Annotated in this window: 18 protein-coding genes; 3 read left to right on the top strand and 15 right to left on the bottom strand. The window is 66.6% G+C overall.

Features of this window, described 5'->3' with window-relative positions; genetic code table 11:
• Window positions 1-7 precede the first annotated feature (7 nt).
• Complete coding sequence (locus AC4EEO_RS02705) at window positions 8-586, bottom strand: TlpA family protein disulfide reductase (protein WP_109045380.1); 579 nt, start codon at window positions 584-586, stop codon at window positions 8-10.
• Between the two features lie 35 nt (window positions 587-621).
• Window positions 622-1,302 carry a histidine phosphatase family protein gene (locus tag AC4EEO_RS02700; protein WP_026264588.1) on the bottom strand — a complete coding sequence of 227 codons (681 nt, stop codon included), beginning with the start codon at window positions 1,300-1,302 and terminating at the stop codon, window positions 622-624.
• Window positions 1,303-1,504: 202 nt separating this feature from the next.
• Between AC4EEO_RS02700 and AC4EEO_RS02695 the strand changes: the two genes are divergently transcribed.
• On the top strand, window positions 1,505-2,053 hold the full coding sequence (locus AC4EEO_RS02695) for a YceI family protein (protein WP_109045203.1): 549 nt from the start codon (window positions 1,505-1,507) through the stop codon (window positions 2,051-2,053).
• A gap of 202 nt (window positions 2,054-2,255) precedes the next feature.
• Window positions 2,256-3,152: a hypothetical protein gene (locus tag AC4EEO_RS02690; RefSeq protein ID WP_491339802.1), complete on the top strand. Its 897-nt coding sequence runs from the start codon at window positions 2,256-2,258 to the stop codon at window positions 3,150-3,152.
• A 75-nt stretch (window positions 3,153-3,227) separates the two neighbouring features.
• On the opposite strand, the gene AC4EEO_RS02685 is transcribed toward AC4EEO_RS02690, so the two are convergent.
• Window positions 3,228-3,932 carry a redox-sensing transcriptional repressor Rex gene (locus AC4EEO_RS02685; RefSeq protein ID WP_133830583.1) on the bottom strand — a complete coding sequence of 235 codons (705 nt, stop codon included), beginning with the start codon at window positions 3,930-3,932 and terminating at the stop codon, window positions 3,228-3,230.
• A gap of 10 nt (window positions 3,933-3,942) precedes the next feature.
• The gene (locus tag AC4EEO_RS02680; protein ID WP_109045200.1) at window positions 3,943-4,197 is read right to left on the bottom strand and encodes a glutaredoxin family protein; all 255 of its coding nucleotides are present in this window, start codon (window positions 4,195-4,197) and stop codon (window positions 3,943-3,945) included.
• A 78-nt stretch (window positions 4,198-4,275) separates the two neighbouring features.
• On the opposite strand from AC4EEO_RS02680, the gene AC4EEO_RS02675 reads away from it, so the two are divergent.
• Window positions 4,276-5,094 (top strand): HAD family hydrolase, encoded by an 819-nt coding sequence (locus AC4EEO_RS02675; protein WP_018761776.1) that lies wholly within the window; start codon window positions 4,276-4,278, stop codon window positions 5,092-5,094.
• 141 nt (window positions 5,095-5,235) lie between these two features.
• Here AC4EEO_RS02675 and AC4EEO_RS02670 read toward each other — a convergent pair whose 3' ends face one another.
• From AC4EEO_RS02670 to AC4EEO_RS02620, 11 genes are all read right to left on the bottom strand, one after another.
• Window positions 5,236-5,334: a 30S ribosomal protein bS22 gene (locus AC4EEO_RS02670; RefSeq protein WP_003792170.1), complete on the bottom strand. Its 99-nt coding sequence runs from the start codon at window positions 5,332-5,334 to the stop codon at window positions 5,236-5,238.
• Between the two features lie 151 nt (window positions 5,335-5,485).
• Window positions 5,486-5,698, bottom strand: coding sequence for a helix-turn-helix domain-containing protein (locus tag AC4EEO_RS02665; RefSeq protein WP_018761777.1), 213 nt, complete (start codon window positions 5,696-5,698; stop codon window positions 5,486-5,488).
• A gap of 143 nt (window positions 5,699-5,841) precedes the next feature.
• A complete protein-coding gene (locus tag AC4EEO_RS02660) occupies window positions 5,842-6,963 on the bottom strand; it encodes a 3-deoxy-7-phosphoheptulonate synthase (RefSeq protein ID WP_491339801.1) in 1,122 nt (373 codons plus the stop codon).
• A gap of 242 nt (window positions 6,964-7,205) precedes the next feature.
• Window positions 7,206-8,225 (bottom strand): acetylxylan esterase, encoded by a 1,020-nt coding sequence (locus AC4EEO_RS02655; protein WP_109045198.1) that lies wholly within the window; start codon window positions 8,223-8,225, stop codon window positions 7,206-7,208.
• 54 nt (window positions 8,226-8,279) lie between these two features.
• Window positions 8,280-8,909 carry a LutC/YkgG family protein gene (locus AC4EEO_RS02650; protein ID WP_018761780.1) on the bottom strand — a complete coding sequence of 210 codons (630 nt, stop codon included), beginning with the start codon at window positions 8,907-8,909 and terminating at the stop codon, window positions 8,280-8,282.
• On the bottom strand, window positions 8,906-10,378 hold the full coding sequence (locus tag AC4EEO_RS02645) for a LutB/LldF family L-lactate oxidation iron-sulfur protein (RefSeq protein WP_109045197.1): 1,473 nt from the start codon (window positions 10,376-10,378) through the stop codon (window positions 8,906-8,908). Before AC4EEO_RS02645 ends, AC4EEO_RS02650 begins: the two co-directional genes overlap by 4 nt.
• Complete coding sequence (locus AC4EEO_RS02640; RefSeq protein ID WP_109045196.1) at window positions 10,378-11,181, bottom strand: (Fe-S)-binding protein; 804 nt, start codon at window positions 11,179-11,181, stop codon at window positions 10,378-10,380. Before AC4EEO_RS02640 ends, AC4EEO_RS02645 begins: the two co-directional genes overlap by 1 nt.
• Window positions 11,182-11,185: 4 nt before the next feature.
• Window positions 11,186-12,673, bottom strand: a complete 1,488-nt coding sequence (locus AC4EEO_RS02635) for a rhamnulokinase (RefSeq protein WP_109045195.1) — start codon at window positions 12,671-12,673, stop codon at window positions 11,186-11,188.
• Window positions 12,670-14,718 (bottom strand): bifunctional aldolase/short-chain dehydrogenase, encoded by a 2,049-nt coding sequence (locus AC4EEO_RS02630; protein ID WP_109045194.1) that lies wholly within the window; start codon window positions 14,716-14,718, stop codon window positions 12,670-12,672. The genes AC4EEO_RS02635 and AC4EEO_RS02630 overlap by 4 nt, the downstream gene beginning before the upstream one ends.
• Window positions 14,719-14,723: 5 nt before the next feature.
• Window positions 14,724-15,890, bottom strand: coding sequence for an L-rhamnose isomerase (gene rhaI, locus AC4EEO_RS02625; RefSeq protein WP_018761785.1), 1,167 nt, complete (start codon window positions 15,888-15,890; stop codon window positions 14,724-14,726).
• A gap of 91 nt (window positions 15,891-15,981) precedes the next feature.
• Complete coding sequence (locus tag AC4EEO_RS02620) at window positions 15,982-16,326, bottom strand: L-rhamnose mutarotase (RefSeq protein WP_491339800.1); 345 nt, start codon at window positions 16,324-16,326, stop codon at window positions 15,982-15,984.
• Between the last annotated feature and the right edge of the window lie 40 nt (window positions 16,327-16,366).

Below are 16,366 nucleotides of genomic sequence, written 5' to 3'. Positions count from 1 at the left end.
GGCCGCCCTACTCCGCCACGGCGGCGGTGATGAGGGCCTTCAAGGTGCCCTTTTCGATCTCGCCGAGGACCCGGGACGCCACGCGCCCCTGCTTGTCCAGGACCAGGGTGGTGGGAACTGCCCCGGGCGGAACCAGGCCGGACACGGACAGCAGGACGCCGCCGTCCTTGTCATCGAAGCTCGGGTAGGTCAGGTTGAAGGTCTTCTCGAACGCCTCCGCCGTGGGCTTCTCATCCCGGAGGTTGACGCCGAAGAACTGCACGCCCTGGTCCTTGAACTCCTGATGGAGTTCTTCGAGGATGGGCGCCTCCACCCGGCACGGGGCGCAGGCGGCGAACCAGAAGTTCAGGATGCTGACCTTGCCCTGGAAGTCGGCAGGGGTGACCTTGGCGCCACTGAAGAGTGCCCCTTGGATCTGGACGGCTTCCTTGCGGTCGCCGGCGGCGAATTCGGTGACGGAACCGTCGCCTGCCACGTAGTTCTTGTTGTCGCCGGCCTTTGCCTGCTTGGCCAGGGCGTCTTCCTGGGCGCAGCCGGACAAGCCCAGGGTCAGTGCGCCGAGGGCCAGGCCGCCCGCGGCGAGCATGCTCCGGCGCGTAGGGAGGAAATCATTGGTCACAGCTAGGCTCCAGGGGTGCTGGCGGCACCGGGAAGAAGGGACGCGGCGGGTTCGCTGTAGTCGACCCGCACCAGGGAGCCGGCGTCGTCGAACACCAGGGACGTGACGGAGGTCAGCGTGCACTCGCGCTTGCGGGGATCGTGCCACAGGGGCCGGCCTTCGGCGCTGAGCCGTGCGGCCCAGATGGGCAGTTGGTGGCTCACGAGGATGGCCTCGGGTCCTGCGGCACCGAAATCGCCGGCGGCCAGTTCAATTGCCCGGAGCCGGGCGTCCTGCGCTGCGGCGGCAACGCGGGCCGCCTGCTGCGTGTAGGGCTCGCCCCACGACGGGCGCAGTGGATTGACCAGCCGGGGCCAGTGCTTGGGCCGGCGGAGTTCTGCCTTGGTGACCTTCATGCCCTCGAAGTAGTTTTCCGCCTCGATAATCCGCGGCTCCGTGTGGATTTCCAGGTGCAGGGCTTCCGACGTCGGCCGGGCAGTTTCCTGCGCACGGTCCAGCGGCGACGCGGCCAGGTAGGTGATCCGTGCGCCCTGCTCGGCACGCTGCCGGAAGTGCTCGGCGAGGGTCCTGGCCATCTCCTGCCCCAGTTCGGAGAGGTGGAATTCGGGGAGCCGTCCGTACAGAACGCCGTCGGGATTGTGGACCTCGCCGTGGCGGAGCAGATGGACAGTGGCTTGGGGCATGTTTACCAGTTTCTCAAAGATGGCGTGCGATCCGAAATCTTCTACAAACAGTAGAACTTAAGTTTCTGAAGAAATGTTCCAAACATGGGAACAAAAGATGCAAATGCATGTTTATACTGGATACAGCAAGTTAGTTGAGGCTTCAACCGATGAAGGTTCAACTGCATGACCCCAACAGGCATTACGAACAAGGAGCATCATCATGGCACTTCCCGCAGACGTCACCACCGGCACCTGGACCCTGGACAACTCCCACAGCGAGATCGGCTTCACCGTCCGTCACGCCGGCATCAGCAAGGTCCGCGGCCAGTTCACCGAAGCCGCCGCGACGCTTGACCTCGTCGAGGATGTGGCCGACTCAAAGATCAACGCCACCATCAAGACCGCCAGCTTCGACTCCGGCGACGCCAACCGCGACGGCCACGTCAAGGGCGAGGACTTCTTCGACGTGGAGAAGTTCCCGGAGATCTCCTTCGTCTCCAACGGCCTGGTGGCAAAGGGCAACAGCTACGAGCTCAGCGGTGACCTCACCATCAAGGGCGTCACCCGCCCGGTAACCCTGGAGACCGAGTTCAACGGCGTGGCCGTTGACCCGTTCGGCAACACCCGCGCAGGCGTCTCCGCGGAGACGACCATCAGCCGCAAGGATTTCGGCCTGACCTGGAACGCCGTCCTGGAGACCGGCGGCGTGCTGGTCAGCGACAAGGTTGCCATCAACCTGGAGCTCGCCTTCATCGCTCCCGCAGCCTGATTCCGCTCCGGCCCACCCCGGCAGCAGGCATTTCGCCTGGTGCCGGGGTGCCGCGTTTAAGGCCCGTCGCACCGTGAACAGCCCTGCGGAATCACGCACAACCAGGGCTGCCGGGGGTACGGTGGACCTAAGCCATGCTGGGGGCGGCACAGGACCGATTCCCGGCAGCCCGCCCGGATCCCGACCTGCAAAAGGAACGCCCATGAGTACTCCTCCCGTCCCGCCTCCCGTGCCGCACGATCCGCCATCCGGAAACGACCAGCCAGGCAACGGCCAGCCGGCCGGCGAACAGCCCCGCTACGGACAAAACGCCCCGCAGTACGGGCAGAACGCACCGCAATACGGACAGAACGCACCTGGTTCGCAGCCGCCGGCAGCACCGCAGTACGGGCAGAACGCACCGCAATACGGACAGAACGCACCTGGTTCGCAGCCGCCGGCAGCACCGCAGTACGGGCAAAACGCTCCGCAGTATGGCCAGAACCCGCCCCAGTACGGGCAGAACGCCCCCCAGTACGGGCAGAACCCGCCGCAGGCTCCGGGCTACGGACAGCAGCAGCCCTATGGACAGCAGCCCTACGGCCAGTCCCCCTACGGCCAGTACCCGTCGGAGCAGCCGCAGCCGGCGGCAAGCACCGGCATCCCGCAACTGGTCAACATTTCCTTTTGGATGCTGATCGCAGCCGCCGTGATCTTCGTCATCTCCCTGCTCACCGGGTTGACCCAGCTTGATGATCCGGCATTCCGGCAGGCCTTTGACCAGCAGGTCAAGGCCAGCGACGCGGGCATCACGTACGACGACATCAAGGGCGTCATCGCCGGAACCCTGGTGGTCTTCGCCATCATCGGGGCCGGACTGTACCTGCTGGTGGCATTCTTCGTCCGCAAGGGCAAGAACTGGGCTCGCATCCTGGGGACGGTGCTGGCGGCCCTGTCGGTGCTGGGCCTCTTCGGGGTTCCGTCGTTCGCCACCGTCGGCACGGTCCTGGGCATCGCGGCCATTGTGCTGCTCTACCTTCCCGCGGCCGCCCCGTACTTCCGGAAGCAGCAGTTCGGCAACCCGTATGCCGGCGGCTTCGGAAACCCCTACGGCCGGTAGCAGCCTGCCACACCACGGAAAACGGCCCGGGACGCCTCGCAGCGTCCCGGGCCGTTTTCTTTTATCCGGTGGTCCTTACGCGGTCTGGCCCGGCGCCTGTGCCCGCTGGGCGTGGTATGCCAGGATCTGCAGCTCGGTGGCCATGTCCACCTTGCGGAGGTTCACGCCTTCCGGGACCTGCAGCATCACGGGCGCGAAGCTCAGGACGCTGTGCACGCCTGCGGCCACCACGCGGTCGCAGATGCCTTGGGCCACAGCCGCCGGGAGCGCCAGCACCACCATGTTGGCTCCGGTGCGGTGCAGGACGGTTTCAAGGTCTGCCACGTCGCTGACCCGCAGCCAGCCCACCTCGTTGCCCACCACCATCTGATCGGCGTCGAAGATCGCCACGACGTCGAACCCACGGGATTCGAAGCCGCCGTACCGGGCCAGGGCCTTGCCCAGGTTTCCGGCGCCGACGATCGCGACTTTCCAGTCGTGCGTGAGGCCAAGGGCCGCTGCGATATGGCGGCTGAGGTACTGCACCTCATAGCCCACTCCCCTGGTGCCGTAGGACCCCACATGGGACAGGTCCTTGCGCAGCGTCGAGGAACTGACGCCGGAGGCCTCCGCCAATGACTCGGACGAGACCCGCTCGACGCCCTCTGCCAGCAAGGTGTTCAAGGCGCGGAGGTACAGGGTCAGCCGGGCCACCGCCGCGGGCGGGATCTGCTTGGCCGGCGTACCGGTGGCGCCCGGAAGGTCCGGGACGGGCTGGGACGTTGGTTCCAAGGACGTCATTGGCCTCCCCCTACCGGGCCATGGCGCGCTGCAGCACGCGTTCCAGGCGGGCTTCGTCAATTTTCCAAAAGTCGCGCTGGACCCCGTCCACCAGGACCACCGGGATTTCCTCGGCATAGCGTTCGCGCAGCTCGGGCTGGTGGTCCACCGACTCTTCGGCCCAGGTCAGTCCCAACGAGGCGGTAACCCGGCCGACGGCGTCGCGCGCCTCTTCGCAAAGGTGGCAGTCAGCTTTGGTGACCAGGACGACGCGGGGGGTAGCCATGGCTTAACGGTATCGCCGTTCGCGGCATGCGGGCGACGCCGACGGCGGCGGGCCGGCCTATTGACTAGACTCGAGTCCATGCCCGAGGAGAAATACGTCGCCGTAGTCACGCGGCCCGTCACTGCGCCGCAGCCCGGTGAAGCGGCGTTTTTCGACGTGGACAACACCTTGATGCGCGGCGCCAGCCTCTTCCATGTGGCCCGGAAAATGCACCAGCGCGGGGCGTTCACCCTGAGGCAGGCGGCTGGTATGGCCTGGAAACAGTTCAAGTTTGTGGCCCGCGGTGAAAACATGGATGATGTCCACGCCGTCCGGGACTCGGCCCTGACCCTGGCTGTGGGCATCAGCGTTGACGATATCCGGGCGTTGGGCGAAGAGGTCTATGACGAAATGATCGCCTCCCGGATCTGGCCGGGTGCCAAGGCCCTGGCCGAGCAGCACCTGCGCGTGGGCCGCCGGGTGTGGCTGGTCACGGCCACGCCCATCGAAGTTGCCACGGTCATTTCCACCCGCCTGGGCCTGACCGGCGCCCTCGGCACGGTCGGGGAAGTCTCCGACGGAATGTACACCGGCCGTTTGGTGGGCGATATCCTGCATGGCTCGGCCAAGGCCGTGGCTGTCCAGGCCATCGCCGACGAGGAGGACCTGGACCTGAAGCGCTGCTGGGCGTACAGCGACTCCTATAACGACGTCCCGCTGCTTTCCCTGGTAGGCCACCCCGTGGCCATCAACCCCGATGCCAAGCTCCGCCGGCACGCCCGCGACCGTAACTGGCCGGTCTACGATTTCCGTGCCGGCCGCCGCGCCGCCACCTTCGGGCTTAAGGTGGCAACCTTTGGCGGCGCCATCTACGGGCTGTGGAAGGGTTTCGCCCGGATGCGCGGCCCGCGCCTGTAGCCAGCTTTCACGCGCGTCTGGATATCCCGCGAGTCTGCGTGCCCCCCGCCTGCAGGTTCGCGCACCGTAGCCTCCAGCGCACGAAAAAACGCCCGCCGCCTTTGCAGGCGACGGGCGTTCTCCACGCTGTTCGAAGTATTGCTACTTCTTGTTGCGGCGCTGGTGACGAGTCTTGCGAAGCAGCTTGCGGTGCTTCTTCTTGGCCATACGCTTGCGACGCTTCTTAATAACTGAACCCACGAAAGTTCCTTACAAACTAGATGCAGTACCTGTCTGATGGAAATGGTTCGTGGACAGAGCTACGAACTGGACAACTGACAGATTCTTACAATGACGTAAAACGTTCCTTAACAGGGTACCGCCTATCGGAGGCGGCTTGGGACAAGCTGCCTTAGGCTGTCTCGGAGTGACCGTCCACCACGGCACCCTTGAGGTACTGCTCCACGGCATTCTCAGGTACCCGGTAGGAGCGGCCGAACCGCACTGCCGGCATTTCGCCGGAGTGGACCAGCCGGTAAACAGTCATTTTAGAGACGCGCATGACCTCGGCCACTTCAGCCACGGTCAGGAACTTCGCGTTGGAGAAGTTCTGTTCTGCCGACATTTCCCTATTTTCCTTTGCTGACGGATGGACAACAGTGACCCCAGGTACGTGCCAATGCGGTGTTCCGATGCTGAGCCATCCACCAATCACCTAAATAGATACTCTAGATGTTCATGTGGCAGATGTGAAAGTAGGTAAAGCCACTATTTCGCCTGCCGGCGCTTCCGCGCCGAGGCAGCCAACTGCTCCAGCACGGAGGCGGAAACGTCCCAGTCCATGCAGGCATCGGTGACGCTCTGGCCGTACACGAGTTCGGAGCGGCCGGCCGCATGCTCGGCAACGTCCAGGTTCTGGGCGCCGCCCACCAGGAAGCTTTCCAGCATCACCCCGGCGATCGCATGCGCCGCGGCGCCCCCGTCTTCAAGCTGGGCACCGATCTCCAGCGCCACCTCGGCCTGGCGGTGATGGCTCTTGCCGCTGTTGGCGTGGCTGGCGTCAACCACCAGGCGCGGGTTCAGGCCCTTTCCGGCCAGCTCCCCGGACGCCCGTTCGACGTCGGCGGCTGAGTAGTTGGGGCCCTTGCGTCCGCCGCGGAGGATGACGTGGGTATCCGGGTTCCCGGCTGTGGCCACCAGTGCCGCCCGGCCGTCGCCGTCGATCCCCAGGAACGCCTGCGCCGCCGCCGCGGCGCCGCACGCGTCGATCGCCACCTGCAGGCCGCCGTCGGTCCCGTTCTTGAAGCCGATGGGCATGGACAGGCCGGAGGCCAGCTGCCGGTGGATCTGGCTCTCGGTGGTGCGGGCGCCGATGGCACCCCAGGAAATCAGGTCCGCCATGTATTGCGGGCTGATCGGCTCCAGGAATTCGGTGGCGGTGGGCAGTCCCAGCGCGGTCACCTGCTGCAGGAACTGCCTGGCGGTGCGCAGCCCGGTGACCATGTCGTGGCTGCCGTCCAGCCGGGGGTCGTTGATCAGGCCCTTCCAGCCGACGGTGGTGCGGGGCTTTTCGAAGTAGGTCCGCATGACCACCAGCAGGTCTTCCTTGTGCTTTTCAGCCTGGCTGACCAGCCGGCGGGCGTACTCCAGGCCGGCTTTGGGGTCGTGGATGGAGCATGGGCCCACGATGACCAGCAGGCGGTCGTCCACGCCGTCCATGATGGCCCGGACCTGGTCGCGTCCGCGTTCGACGACGTCAGCCGCCCGGGCGTCAAGGGGCAGTTCGGCGAGGAGCCCGGAAGGGGTGGGCAGCGCGGTGAATTCGCTGACGCGCAGGTTCGAGGTGGATGTGGTGCCGGCGTTGGCGGCTGCTGCTGTTGCGGTGCTCATGTTCGGGTCCTGTTCCAGATGGGAAGCGGGCCCGGATTTCAGAACCCGCCGGAGAAACGGCGAAGGGCAGAGAATGATCTCTGCCCTGTTGGCTCTGAAGGAATGCTGGATGCGTGTCAGTTAGACGCGGGCCCCTCCAGAGCCAACGAAAAATACGCATACCAACGGTTAGTCATGGAAAAGACCATAAGCCCGGCCGTCCGCCGCCGCAAAATCATCGTCCGTCACATTCCCGCGCCGGCCTACCCCAGGAGCTTGCGCAGGTACTGCAGCTGCCGGATCCAGTGGTGTTCCTGGCCGCCTTCATGGTTGTTGAACCGGTACACCTCGATCTCCTTGGCCGCCCCGGTGGAGGATGCCCCGGACGTCCCGGAGCCGTAGGCGTTGAAGCTGGCGAAGACCGTGGACGGCGGGCAGATGTCGTCCATCTGGGCCACTGAGTAGAGCGCCGGTGCCGTGGCGTACCGGGCCAGGTTGACGCCGTCGAAGTAGTTCAGGACCCCGAGTGCGTGCTGGTACCGGTCGCGGTGGCGCGCCAGGAACTGGGCGATCTCCGGGTAGGGCCCGCGCGGGGTGATGTCGATGGCGCGGGGGAAGTCCTGCAGGAAGGGGACGTCGGGAAGGGCGGCGATGACGCCGTCGAGCCGTCCCGCAGTGAGGCCCGCCGTGGCCACCACGATGCCGCCGCCCTGGCTGACTCCGGCGAGGACCACTTTGGCTGGATCGACGGCGGGGTGGGCCTGGGCTGCCTCCACGGCGCGGAAGGCGTCCACGTAGACGCGCCGGTAGTAGTAGTCCTCGCGCTTCGCCAGGCCCCGGGTCATCAGGCCCGCGTGCGCTACGTCCCCGGCGGAGGGGTGCGGGTCCGGAGTGTCCCCCAGGGTGCCGCCGTACCCCTGGCCGCGGGTGTCCATGATGAAATGCGCGTAGCCGGCCTGGGCCCAGCGGGTGTCCTGGTTGACCAGGCCCCGGCCGCCCGAATAGCCCACGTAGTGCACCACCACGGGCAGCCTGGTGCCGTCTTCCCGGGCGGCGGGCAGGTGCAGCCAGCCCTTGACCGGCGCCCCGCCGTAGCCGGAAAAGGTGACGTCGAAAGTGTCGATGACCGTCAGGTGGTTCTCCACCGGTTCGAACGCGGCGTTCAAGGGGAAGGCCCTGGCTTCTTCGAGGGTGGCGTCCCAAAACGCGCCCAGGTCCTCCGGCGGCGTGACGTCGGAAGTGTAGCTGCGCAGCTGGGCCAGGGGCAGGTCGAAGAGGGGCATCGTTGTCCGTTCTGTCAGGGGTGGTTGGCGGCCTGGTTGCAGCCTACTTCAGCTTCACCGGATGATGACGACATCCAGCCGCCGGGGCCCGTGCACACCTTCGACGCGTTCAAGCTCGATGTCCGAGGTTGCGCTCGGTCCGCTGATCATGGTGAGGGGCTTTGTTCCGTCCAGGCGGCGGAGCGCTTCGGGCAGGATCGCGGTGACGTCCCGGCTGCGCACCACGCAGACGTGGTGGTCCGGGATGAGCGAGATGGCGCGGCGGCCCTGGTCCGGGCTGCCGTCCAGGATGATGGTCCCGGATTCCGCCACGGTCACCGCACTGGCGGTCACCACGGCGTCTGTTGCGTCGAGCTCGGTGACGGACCTCGCTCCGTGCGCGCCGCCGTCGTACCTGATCCTGCTGGTATCTGTCTCCCAGGCCAGCCAGGCCGGGTCCAGGCCAGCGGGAACCACGTAGGAGCCGGCCCCGGCGAGGAGGTCCCGGATGGTGGCGGGGACTGCGTCTTCGTCCACCACGGTGACTCCGGCCTTGTAGTCCTCCAACCGGTCCACCAGGACGTCGATGCGCTGCTGCGCGTCGGCCTCCCCGTCCAGCCGGTACTTCCGGGGGATGTCCGGGACGGCGGGGGCGTCCTTGAGTGCGGTGCGGACGGCCGCAAGGATCTGTTCCCGGGTGCTCATGGTCTCTTGTGCTCCTTGGCCCACCAGTCACGGAAGGACTGCGCCGGGGGCGCCGGGATGTCCCGGCTTTGGGTCCAGCCGGCGGCGAGGCCGGGCAGTTTCTTGATCTTCTTGTCCCGTCCGGCGGCGGCCCGGCCCAGGGGCAGGAGCTTTTCGACGGCGGCCAGGCGGCGTCCGTCGGAGAGCGCCCAAGAGGCGGCCTTGAGTCCCACGTCCAGCTGGGACGGCAGGCCGCCGCGGTGGGCGTCCACGTCCTTGCCGCGCAGGTGGACCAGGATGTCCGGGATGTTGATCTTCACCGGACAGGCGTCGTAGCAGGCGCCGCAGAGCGAGGACGCATACGGCAACGAGCCGTTCTCTTCCGCCTCGATGCCGGTCATCAGCGGCGACAGGATGGCGCCGATGGGGCCAGGGTACGTGGAGCCGTAGGCGTGGCCGCCTGCCCGCTCGTAGACCGGGCAGACGTTGATGCAGGCGCTGCAGCGGATGCAGTGGAGCGCGGAGCGTCCCATCTCGTCGGCCAGGGCATTGGTGCGGCCGTTGTCCAGCAGGATCACGTGGAAATTCGACGGACCATCACCCTCGGTCACGCCGGTCCACAGCGAGGTGTACGGGTTCATCCGCTCGCCGGTGGAGGAGCGCGGCAGCAGCTGGAGGAAGACTTCCAGGTCGGAGAACGTGGGAAGCAGCTTCTCGATGCCCATGACCGTGATCAGGGTTTCGGGGAGGGTCAGGCACATCCGGCCGTTGCCCTCGGACTCCACCACACCCAGCGTGCCGGAGTCGGCGATGCCGAAGTTGGCGCCGGAGACTGCCACCTTCGCGGTGAGGAACTTGGCCCGCAGGTGGGCGCGGGCGGCCATGGCCAGCCGGCGGGGTTCGTCCGTGAGGCCGGGATCGACGCCGGGCATTTCCTGGAGGAAGATGTCGCGGACCTCAGTGCGGTTCTTGTGGATCGCCGGGACCAGGATGTGGCTGGGCTTGTCGTGGCCCAGCTGGACGATGAGCTCGGCAAGGTCGGTCTCGAACGCCGAGATGCCGCGCTCTTCCAGGTACTCGTTCATGCCGATTTCCTGGGTGGCCATGGACTTGACCTTGACCACCTCATCCACGCCTTGGGCGGTGACCAGCCCGTGGATGATCGCGTTGGCCTCGTCGGCGTCGCGGGCCCAGTGGACCGTTCCGCCGCGGGCGGTGACGTTGGCTTCGAAAGCCTCCAGGAGTTCCGGCAGCCGGGCCATGACGGAGGTCTTCAAGGCACTGCCCGCCTCCCGCAGTTCCTCCCAGTCCGGCAGCTCACCGGTCACGGCCAGGCGCTTGGCGCGGATGGTGGACGTGGCGTGCTTCAGGTTCTTCCGCAGCTGGCTGTTGCCGAGCTCGCGGCGGGCAGCGGACGGAAACTTCTCTTCGGCGAACAGGTTGCCGATGCCGGGGCGCAGGCCGGGCATCCCGATCGGGGTGCGGGACATTATTTGGCCACCACCTTGACGGTTCGCCCGGCGGGCCCGGGGACCGCGACCGGTTCCGTTTCGGTGCTGGCAAGGATTTCCGCCAGGTGGAGGGTACCTATGGTGTCTGCCTGCCGCGACAGGCCACCGCCGATGTGCATCAGGCACGAGTAGTCGCCGCCGGCGCACACGGACGCACCGGTGCTGCGGATGTTCGCTGTTTTGTCCGCCAGCATCGCGGATGAGACGTCGGCATTCTTCACGGAGAACGTGCCGCCGAAGCCGCAGCACTGGTCCGCTTCCGGCAGGTCCACCAGTTCCAGGCCCTTGACACCCCGCAGCAGCCCGGCCTGCCGGCCACCCAGCGTGAGCAGCCGCATGCCGTGGCAGGACGGGTGGTACGTCACGGTGTGCGGAAAGTAAGAGCCCAGCTGCGCCGCCGGGTTGGTGACGCCCAGGACGTCCACCAGGAGTTCCGAGAGTTCGTAGGTCTTCTTTCCGACGGCGTCAGCCCGCTCTTCCAGGGCGGCGTCCCCCGCGTGCCGGGCCACCATGGGGTGCTGGTGCTTCACCGAGGCGACGCAGGAACCGGACGGCGCCACGGCGACGTCGTAATCTTCGGATTCGAAGGCCCGCACGTGGTTGGCCACCACGGGAAGGGCTTCCTTGAGGTAGCCGCTGTTGACGTGCATCTGCCCGCAGCAGGCCTGCCCCGAGGGAAAGACCACTTCGTGGCCCAGGCGTTCAAGGACCGCCACCGTTGCTTGGGCGGCGCGTGGATACATGGCGTCCACGATGCAGGTGGCGAAAAGTGCGATCTTCATGGGTTCAATTCCTGGCGGCGTTCACGGGCAGGGGCGCGGGTTCGTAGCGGCGAAGGCTCGTTCCCGTCGCGATGATTTCGCGCAGCTGCGGCAGCCCGCCCGCGGCTGCCCCGGCCGCGCGGGCCTGTACGAGCACGTTGCCCAGGGCAGTGGCTTCCACGGGTCCGGCGATGACGGGACGTCCGGTGGCGTTGGCGGTGAGCTGGCAGAGCAGGGTGTTCTGCGAACCGCCGCCCACCACATGGACCACTTCCACGGCACGGCCGGCAAGGCGTTCGGCAGCGGTGATGGTCCGGGCGTAACCACTGGCGAGGCTGTCCATGATGCAGCGGGTGATCGCCGCAGGATCGTCGGGCAGGACCTCACCGGTGCGCCGGACCGCCGCCCGGATGCGCTCGGGCATGTTGTCGGGAGCGATGAAGTAGGGATCATCGGCGTTCACTTCCGGACCACCGGCAGGAAGGGCCGCGGCCGCCGTGAGCAGGGCGGTCAGTTCCGGCCGGAAGCCCTCCAAGGCCCAGGTCCGCTGGCATTCGCTGAGCAGCCAGAGCCCGCCCATGTTGCGCAGGTACCGGATGGTGCCGTCCACCCCGCGTTCATTGGTGAAGTTGGCTTCCCGGCCGGCCTCGGTCAGGACCGGATGCTTCAGTTCCAGTCCCACCAGCGACCACGTGCCGGAGGAAATGTAGGCGAAGGCATCCTTCTCCGCAGGGACCGCGGCGACGGCGGATGCGGTGTCATGCGAGCCGACGGCCACCACCTTCGTGTCCTGGGTAAGCCCCACCGCGGCGGCAATCTCCGGCAGCAGCGTGCCGACAGTTTCACCGGGCTGGATCAGCGGCGGGAACAGGTCCTTCCGTAAGCCCAGTGGAGCGAAGAACTCGGTGGCCCACTCCCCTGCCACGGCGTCGAACAGCCCGGTGGTGGAGGCATTCGTGGCTTCCGTCCGGCGGATGCCCGTGAGCAGGAAGGCGATCAGGTCCGGGATCAGCAGGGCCTGCAGCCCGTCGAGGTCCTGTTCCGCGGCCAACTGGTAGATGGTGTTGAACTGCAGGAACTGCAACCCCGTGGTGGCATAGAGGCGCGCGGGGTCCAGCTTGGCGTGGACCGGCGCCACTGCGGCCCGGCTGCGGTCGTCGCGGTAACTGAATGGCTGCGCCACCAGCCGGCCGGCCTTGGTCACCAGGCCGTAGTCCACGGCCCAGGTGTCAATACCGATGCTGGCAATGGTTTCCCCCTGTGCCGAGGCCACGGTGGCCGCAGCCCTAAGGCCGGCAAGGACTTCGGCGAACAACGCGTCGAAGTCCCAGCGGAGGCCGCCATCGATCTCCACCACTCCGTTGGGGAAGCGGTGGACGGTCTCCAGCGACACCCCGGCGCCGGGAGTCACGCGACCCAGCATGACCCGGCCGGACGAGGCACCGATGTCCACGGCGGCGAAGACGCCGGCGCCGGAACCAGCACCGTCAACGCCTGGAACGTGCGTGCTCATCGCAGGAAGGCTGCGGCCACTCCGGCGTCCACGGGGATGTGCAGGCCGGTGGTGTGGGACAGTTCGTTGCTGGTGAGGACGGCGGCCGCGTTGGCTACGTGCTCGGGCAGGACTTCGCGCTTGAGCAGTGTGCGCTGGGCGTAGTATTCGCCCAGCTTCTCCTCGTCGACGCCGTAGACCGCCGCGCGTTTTGCGCCCCAGCCGCCGGCGAAGATGCCGGAGCCGCGGACCACGCCGTCGGGGTTGATGCCGTTGACGCGGATGCCGTGCTCACCCAGTTCGGCCGCGAGGAGCCGGACCTGGTGGGCCTGGTCTGCCTTGGTGGCGGAGTAGGCGATGTTGTTGGGGCCGGCGAACACGGAGTTCTTGGAGGAGATGTAGATGATGTCCCCGCCCAAGCCCTGCGCGATCATGACCTTCGCGGCGGCCTTGGCCACCAGGAAGGAGCCCTTGGCCATGACGTTGTGCTGCAGGTCCCAGTCCTTTTCGGTGGTTTCCAGCAGCGGCTTGGAGATGGACAGTCCGGCGTTGTTGACCACCAGGTCCACGCCGCCGAAGGCCAGGACGGCGGCGTCGATCGCCGCGGCGACCTGGGCCTCATCCGTGACGTCCGCCTGGACGCCGATGGCAACGTCCGGGCCGCCGAGTTCTTCGGCCACATTCTGCGCATTCTCGAGGTTCAGGTCGGCGATGACCACGCACGCGCCTTCCGCGGCGAGGCGGGTGGCGATGGCCTTGCCGATCCCGGATGCCGCGCCGGTCACCAGCGCAATGCGGGTGGCGTGCGACTTGGGCTTTGGCATCCGGGCCAGCTTGGCTTCCTCCAGCGCCCAGTATTCGATCCGGAATTTCTCGGATTCCTCGATGGGTGCGTAGGTGGAGATGGCCTCGGCGCCGCGCATGACGTTGATGGCATTGATGTAGAACTCGCCGGCAACCCGGGCGGTCTGCTTGTTGGCGCCGAAGGAGAACATCCCCACGCCGGGCACCAGCACGATGGCCGGGTCGGCGCCGCGCAGCGCCGGCGAATCGGCATCGGCGTGGCGGTCGTAGTACGCCTGGTAGTCCTCGCGGTAGTCGGCGTGGAGCTCCTGCAGCCGGGCAATCGAATCCTCGATGGAGGCGTCGGCCGGAAGATCCAGGATCAGCGGCTTGACCTTGGTGCGGAGGAAGTGGTCCGGGCAGGAGGTACCCAGGGCGCCCAGGCGCGGGTGCTCGGCGGCTTCGAGGAAGTCCAGGACGACGGCGTCGTCGCTGAAGTGCCCCAGCTGCGGCTTGTCCGTGGAGGCCAGGCCGCGGATCACCGGTGCCAACGCTGCGGCTTTGGCACGGCGTTCGGTTTCCGGCAGAGCGCCGTAACCCGGGAGCTTGGCGCCGAAGGGCTCGGCCGTGCCGTTCTCTGCGATGTACTTTTCGGCCTGGTCGATGATCCACAGGGAATTGGCTTCCGCTTCTTCGCTGGTGGCGCCCCAGGCGGTGATGCCGTGGCCGCCCAGGATGGTGCCGATGGCCTGCGGGTTGGCGTCCTTGATCGCTGCGATGTCCAGGCCCAGCTGGAAACCGGGGCGGCGCCAGGGAACCCAGACCACTTTGTTGCCGAAGATCTTGGTGGTCAGTGCTTCCCCGTCAACGGCGGTGGCAATGGCGATGCCGGAGTCCGGGTGCAGGTGGTCCACATGGGCGGCGTCCACCAAACCATGCATCGCCGTGTCGATCGACGGTGCGGCCCCGCCCTTGCCGTGCAGGCAATAATCGAAAGCCGCCACCATCTCGTCTTCACGCTCAACGCCCGGGTACACGTTCTTCAGGGCGGTCAACCGGTCCAGCCGGAGCACGGCCAGGTTCTGTGGCTTCAGCGTGCCCAGGTCCCCACCGGACCCCTTTACCCACAACAGCTGGACGTCCTCGCCCGTGACCGGGTCCTTCTCGATGCCTTTGGCGGAGGTGTTCCCGCCGGCAAAGTTGGTGTTCCGCTTGTCCGCGCCGAGGCGGTTGGAACGGGAAATCAGGTCTTCAACAGTCTTGGCTGCGTTCTGCATGTTCATGCCCTTTATGCGCCCCATCCGGCTTGCTGGCCGCCTGCGCGGTCCTCGTTGATCTGTTTCTGGTAGCCGCTGGCCTTGTAGGCAGCGATCGGGTCCGCGGGCAGGCCGCGGGATTCACGCCATTCAGCCAGGATGGGCCGGACGTCGGTGTAGAACGCATCGTTGAAGATGCCGTTCGCGGCCAGCACGTCCCCGGCGCGCTGTGCCTCGCCCAGGGCGGTGGTGTCCACCAGCAGGGCGCGGGCCGTCATCTCCTGGACGTTCAGGACCGAGCGGATCTGTCCCGGGATCTTCTCCTCCAGGTTGTGGCACTGGTCCAGCATGAGGGCGACGCCGGCCTCTTTCCCGAAACCGCCGCCACGGATCACCTCGTGCATGATGCGGAAGAGCTGGAACGGATCGGCGGCGCCCACGATCAGGTCGTCGTCGGCGTAGAAGCGCGAGTTGAAGTCGAAGGACCCCAGCTTGCCCAGGCGAAGCAGCTGCATCACGATGAACTCGATGTTGGTGCCGGGGGCATGGTGGCCGGTGTCCAGGCAGACGAACGCCTTCTCCCCAAGTGCCAGGGTCTGCGCGTAGGACGTGCCCCAGTCCGGGACATCGGTGTGGTAGAAAGCCGGTTCGAAGAACTTGTACTCCAGCACCAGCCGCTGCTCATCCCCCAGGGCCGCGTAGATTTCCTGCAGGGATTCGGCCAGCCGGTCCTGCCGGCCGCGGATATCGTCCTGGCCCGGGTAGTTGGTGCCGTCCGCCAACCAGATCTTCAGGTCGCGTGAGCCCGTAGCGTGCATGATCTGGATGCAGTCCAGGTGATGCTCGATGGCGCGGCGGCGCACCGACTCGTTGGAGGAGGTCAGGGAACCGAACTTGTACTCGTCATCCTGGAAGGTATTGGAGTTGATGGTGCCCAGCCCCACCCCCAGGCCGGCGGCGTAATCCTTCAGGGCTGCGTAATCGTCCACCTTGTCCCACGGGATGTGCAGGGCCACGGTGGGGGCCAGCCCGGTCAGTTCGTGGACTTTGGCGGCATCGGCCAGCTTTTCCTGGACCGTGCGCGGCGTGCCGGGCGTACCGAACACCTTGAACCGCGTGCCTGAATTTCCATAGGCCCACGAGGGGACCTCGATGGCAAGCTCCTCGAGCCTGCCCAGCGCCGTTGCTACGTCGTTCATGATGTTCTTTCCGGTGTGTGGTTCGTGTGGTTGTGGTGCCCCGCTGCTGGAGCCCTGTTGCTGTTGGTGCGAAAGTTGTGCGCGCAGGCGGTCAGCCTGCGGATGCGCTGGCCGCCAACTGGCTGTCAAGGTTGAAGACTTCCTCCAGCACGCGGAACCCCTCATCGGGCGCCTGGCCGGAGTCTTCAAAGAGTGTTGCCATTTCCGCCTGCCACCTGGCGTTGACCTCCGTCAGGGCCATCCGGGCGCGGACGGCGTCGAAGTCGTCACATTCCACGTACCCCACCAGGAGCCCGTCGTCTCCCAGGAACAGCGAATAGTTGTGCCAGCCGGCTTCTTTGAGGGCGATCAGCATCTCCGGCCATACCGCTGCGTGCCGGCGGCGGTACTCGTCGATGAGCGCCGGCTGGACCGAGGAACGGAAACAGACCCTCATTGGTTCTCCTGTTCAAACTCGCGTTTTTTTGAATCGTTTC

The sequence above is a fragment of the Pseudarthrobacter sp. MOO13 genome (assembly GCF_058267655.1).
Note: the sequence above shows the minus strand (reverse complement) of the source record. Positions and strands in the feature narration are given on the sequence as shown.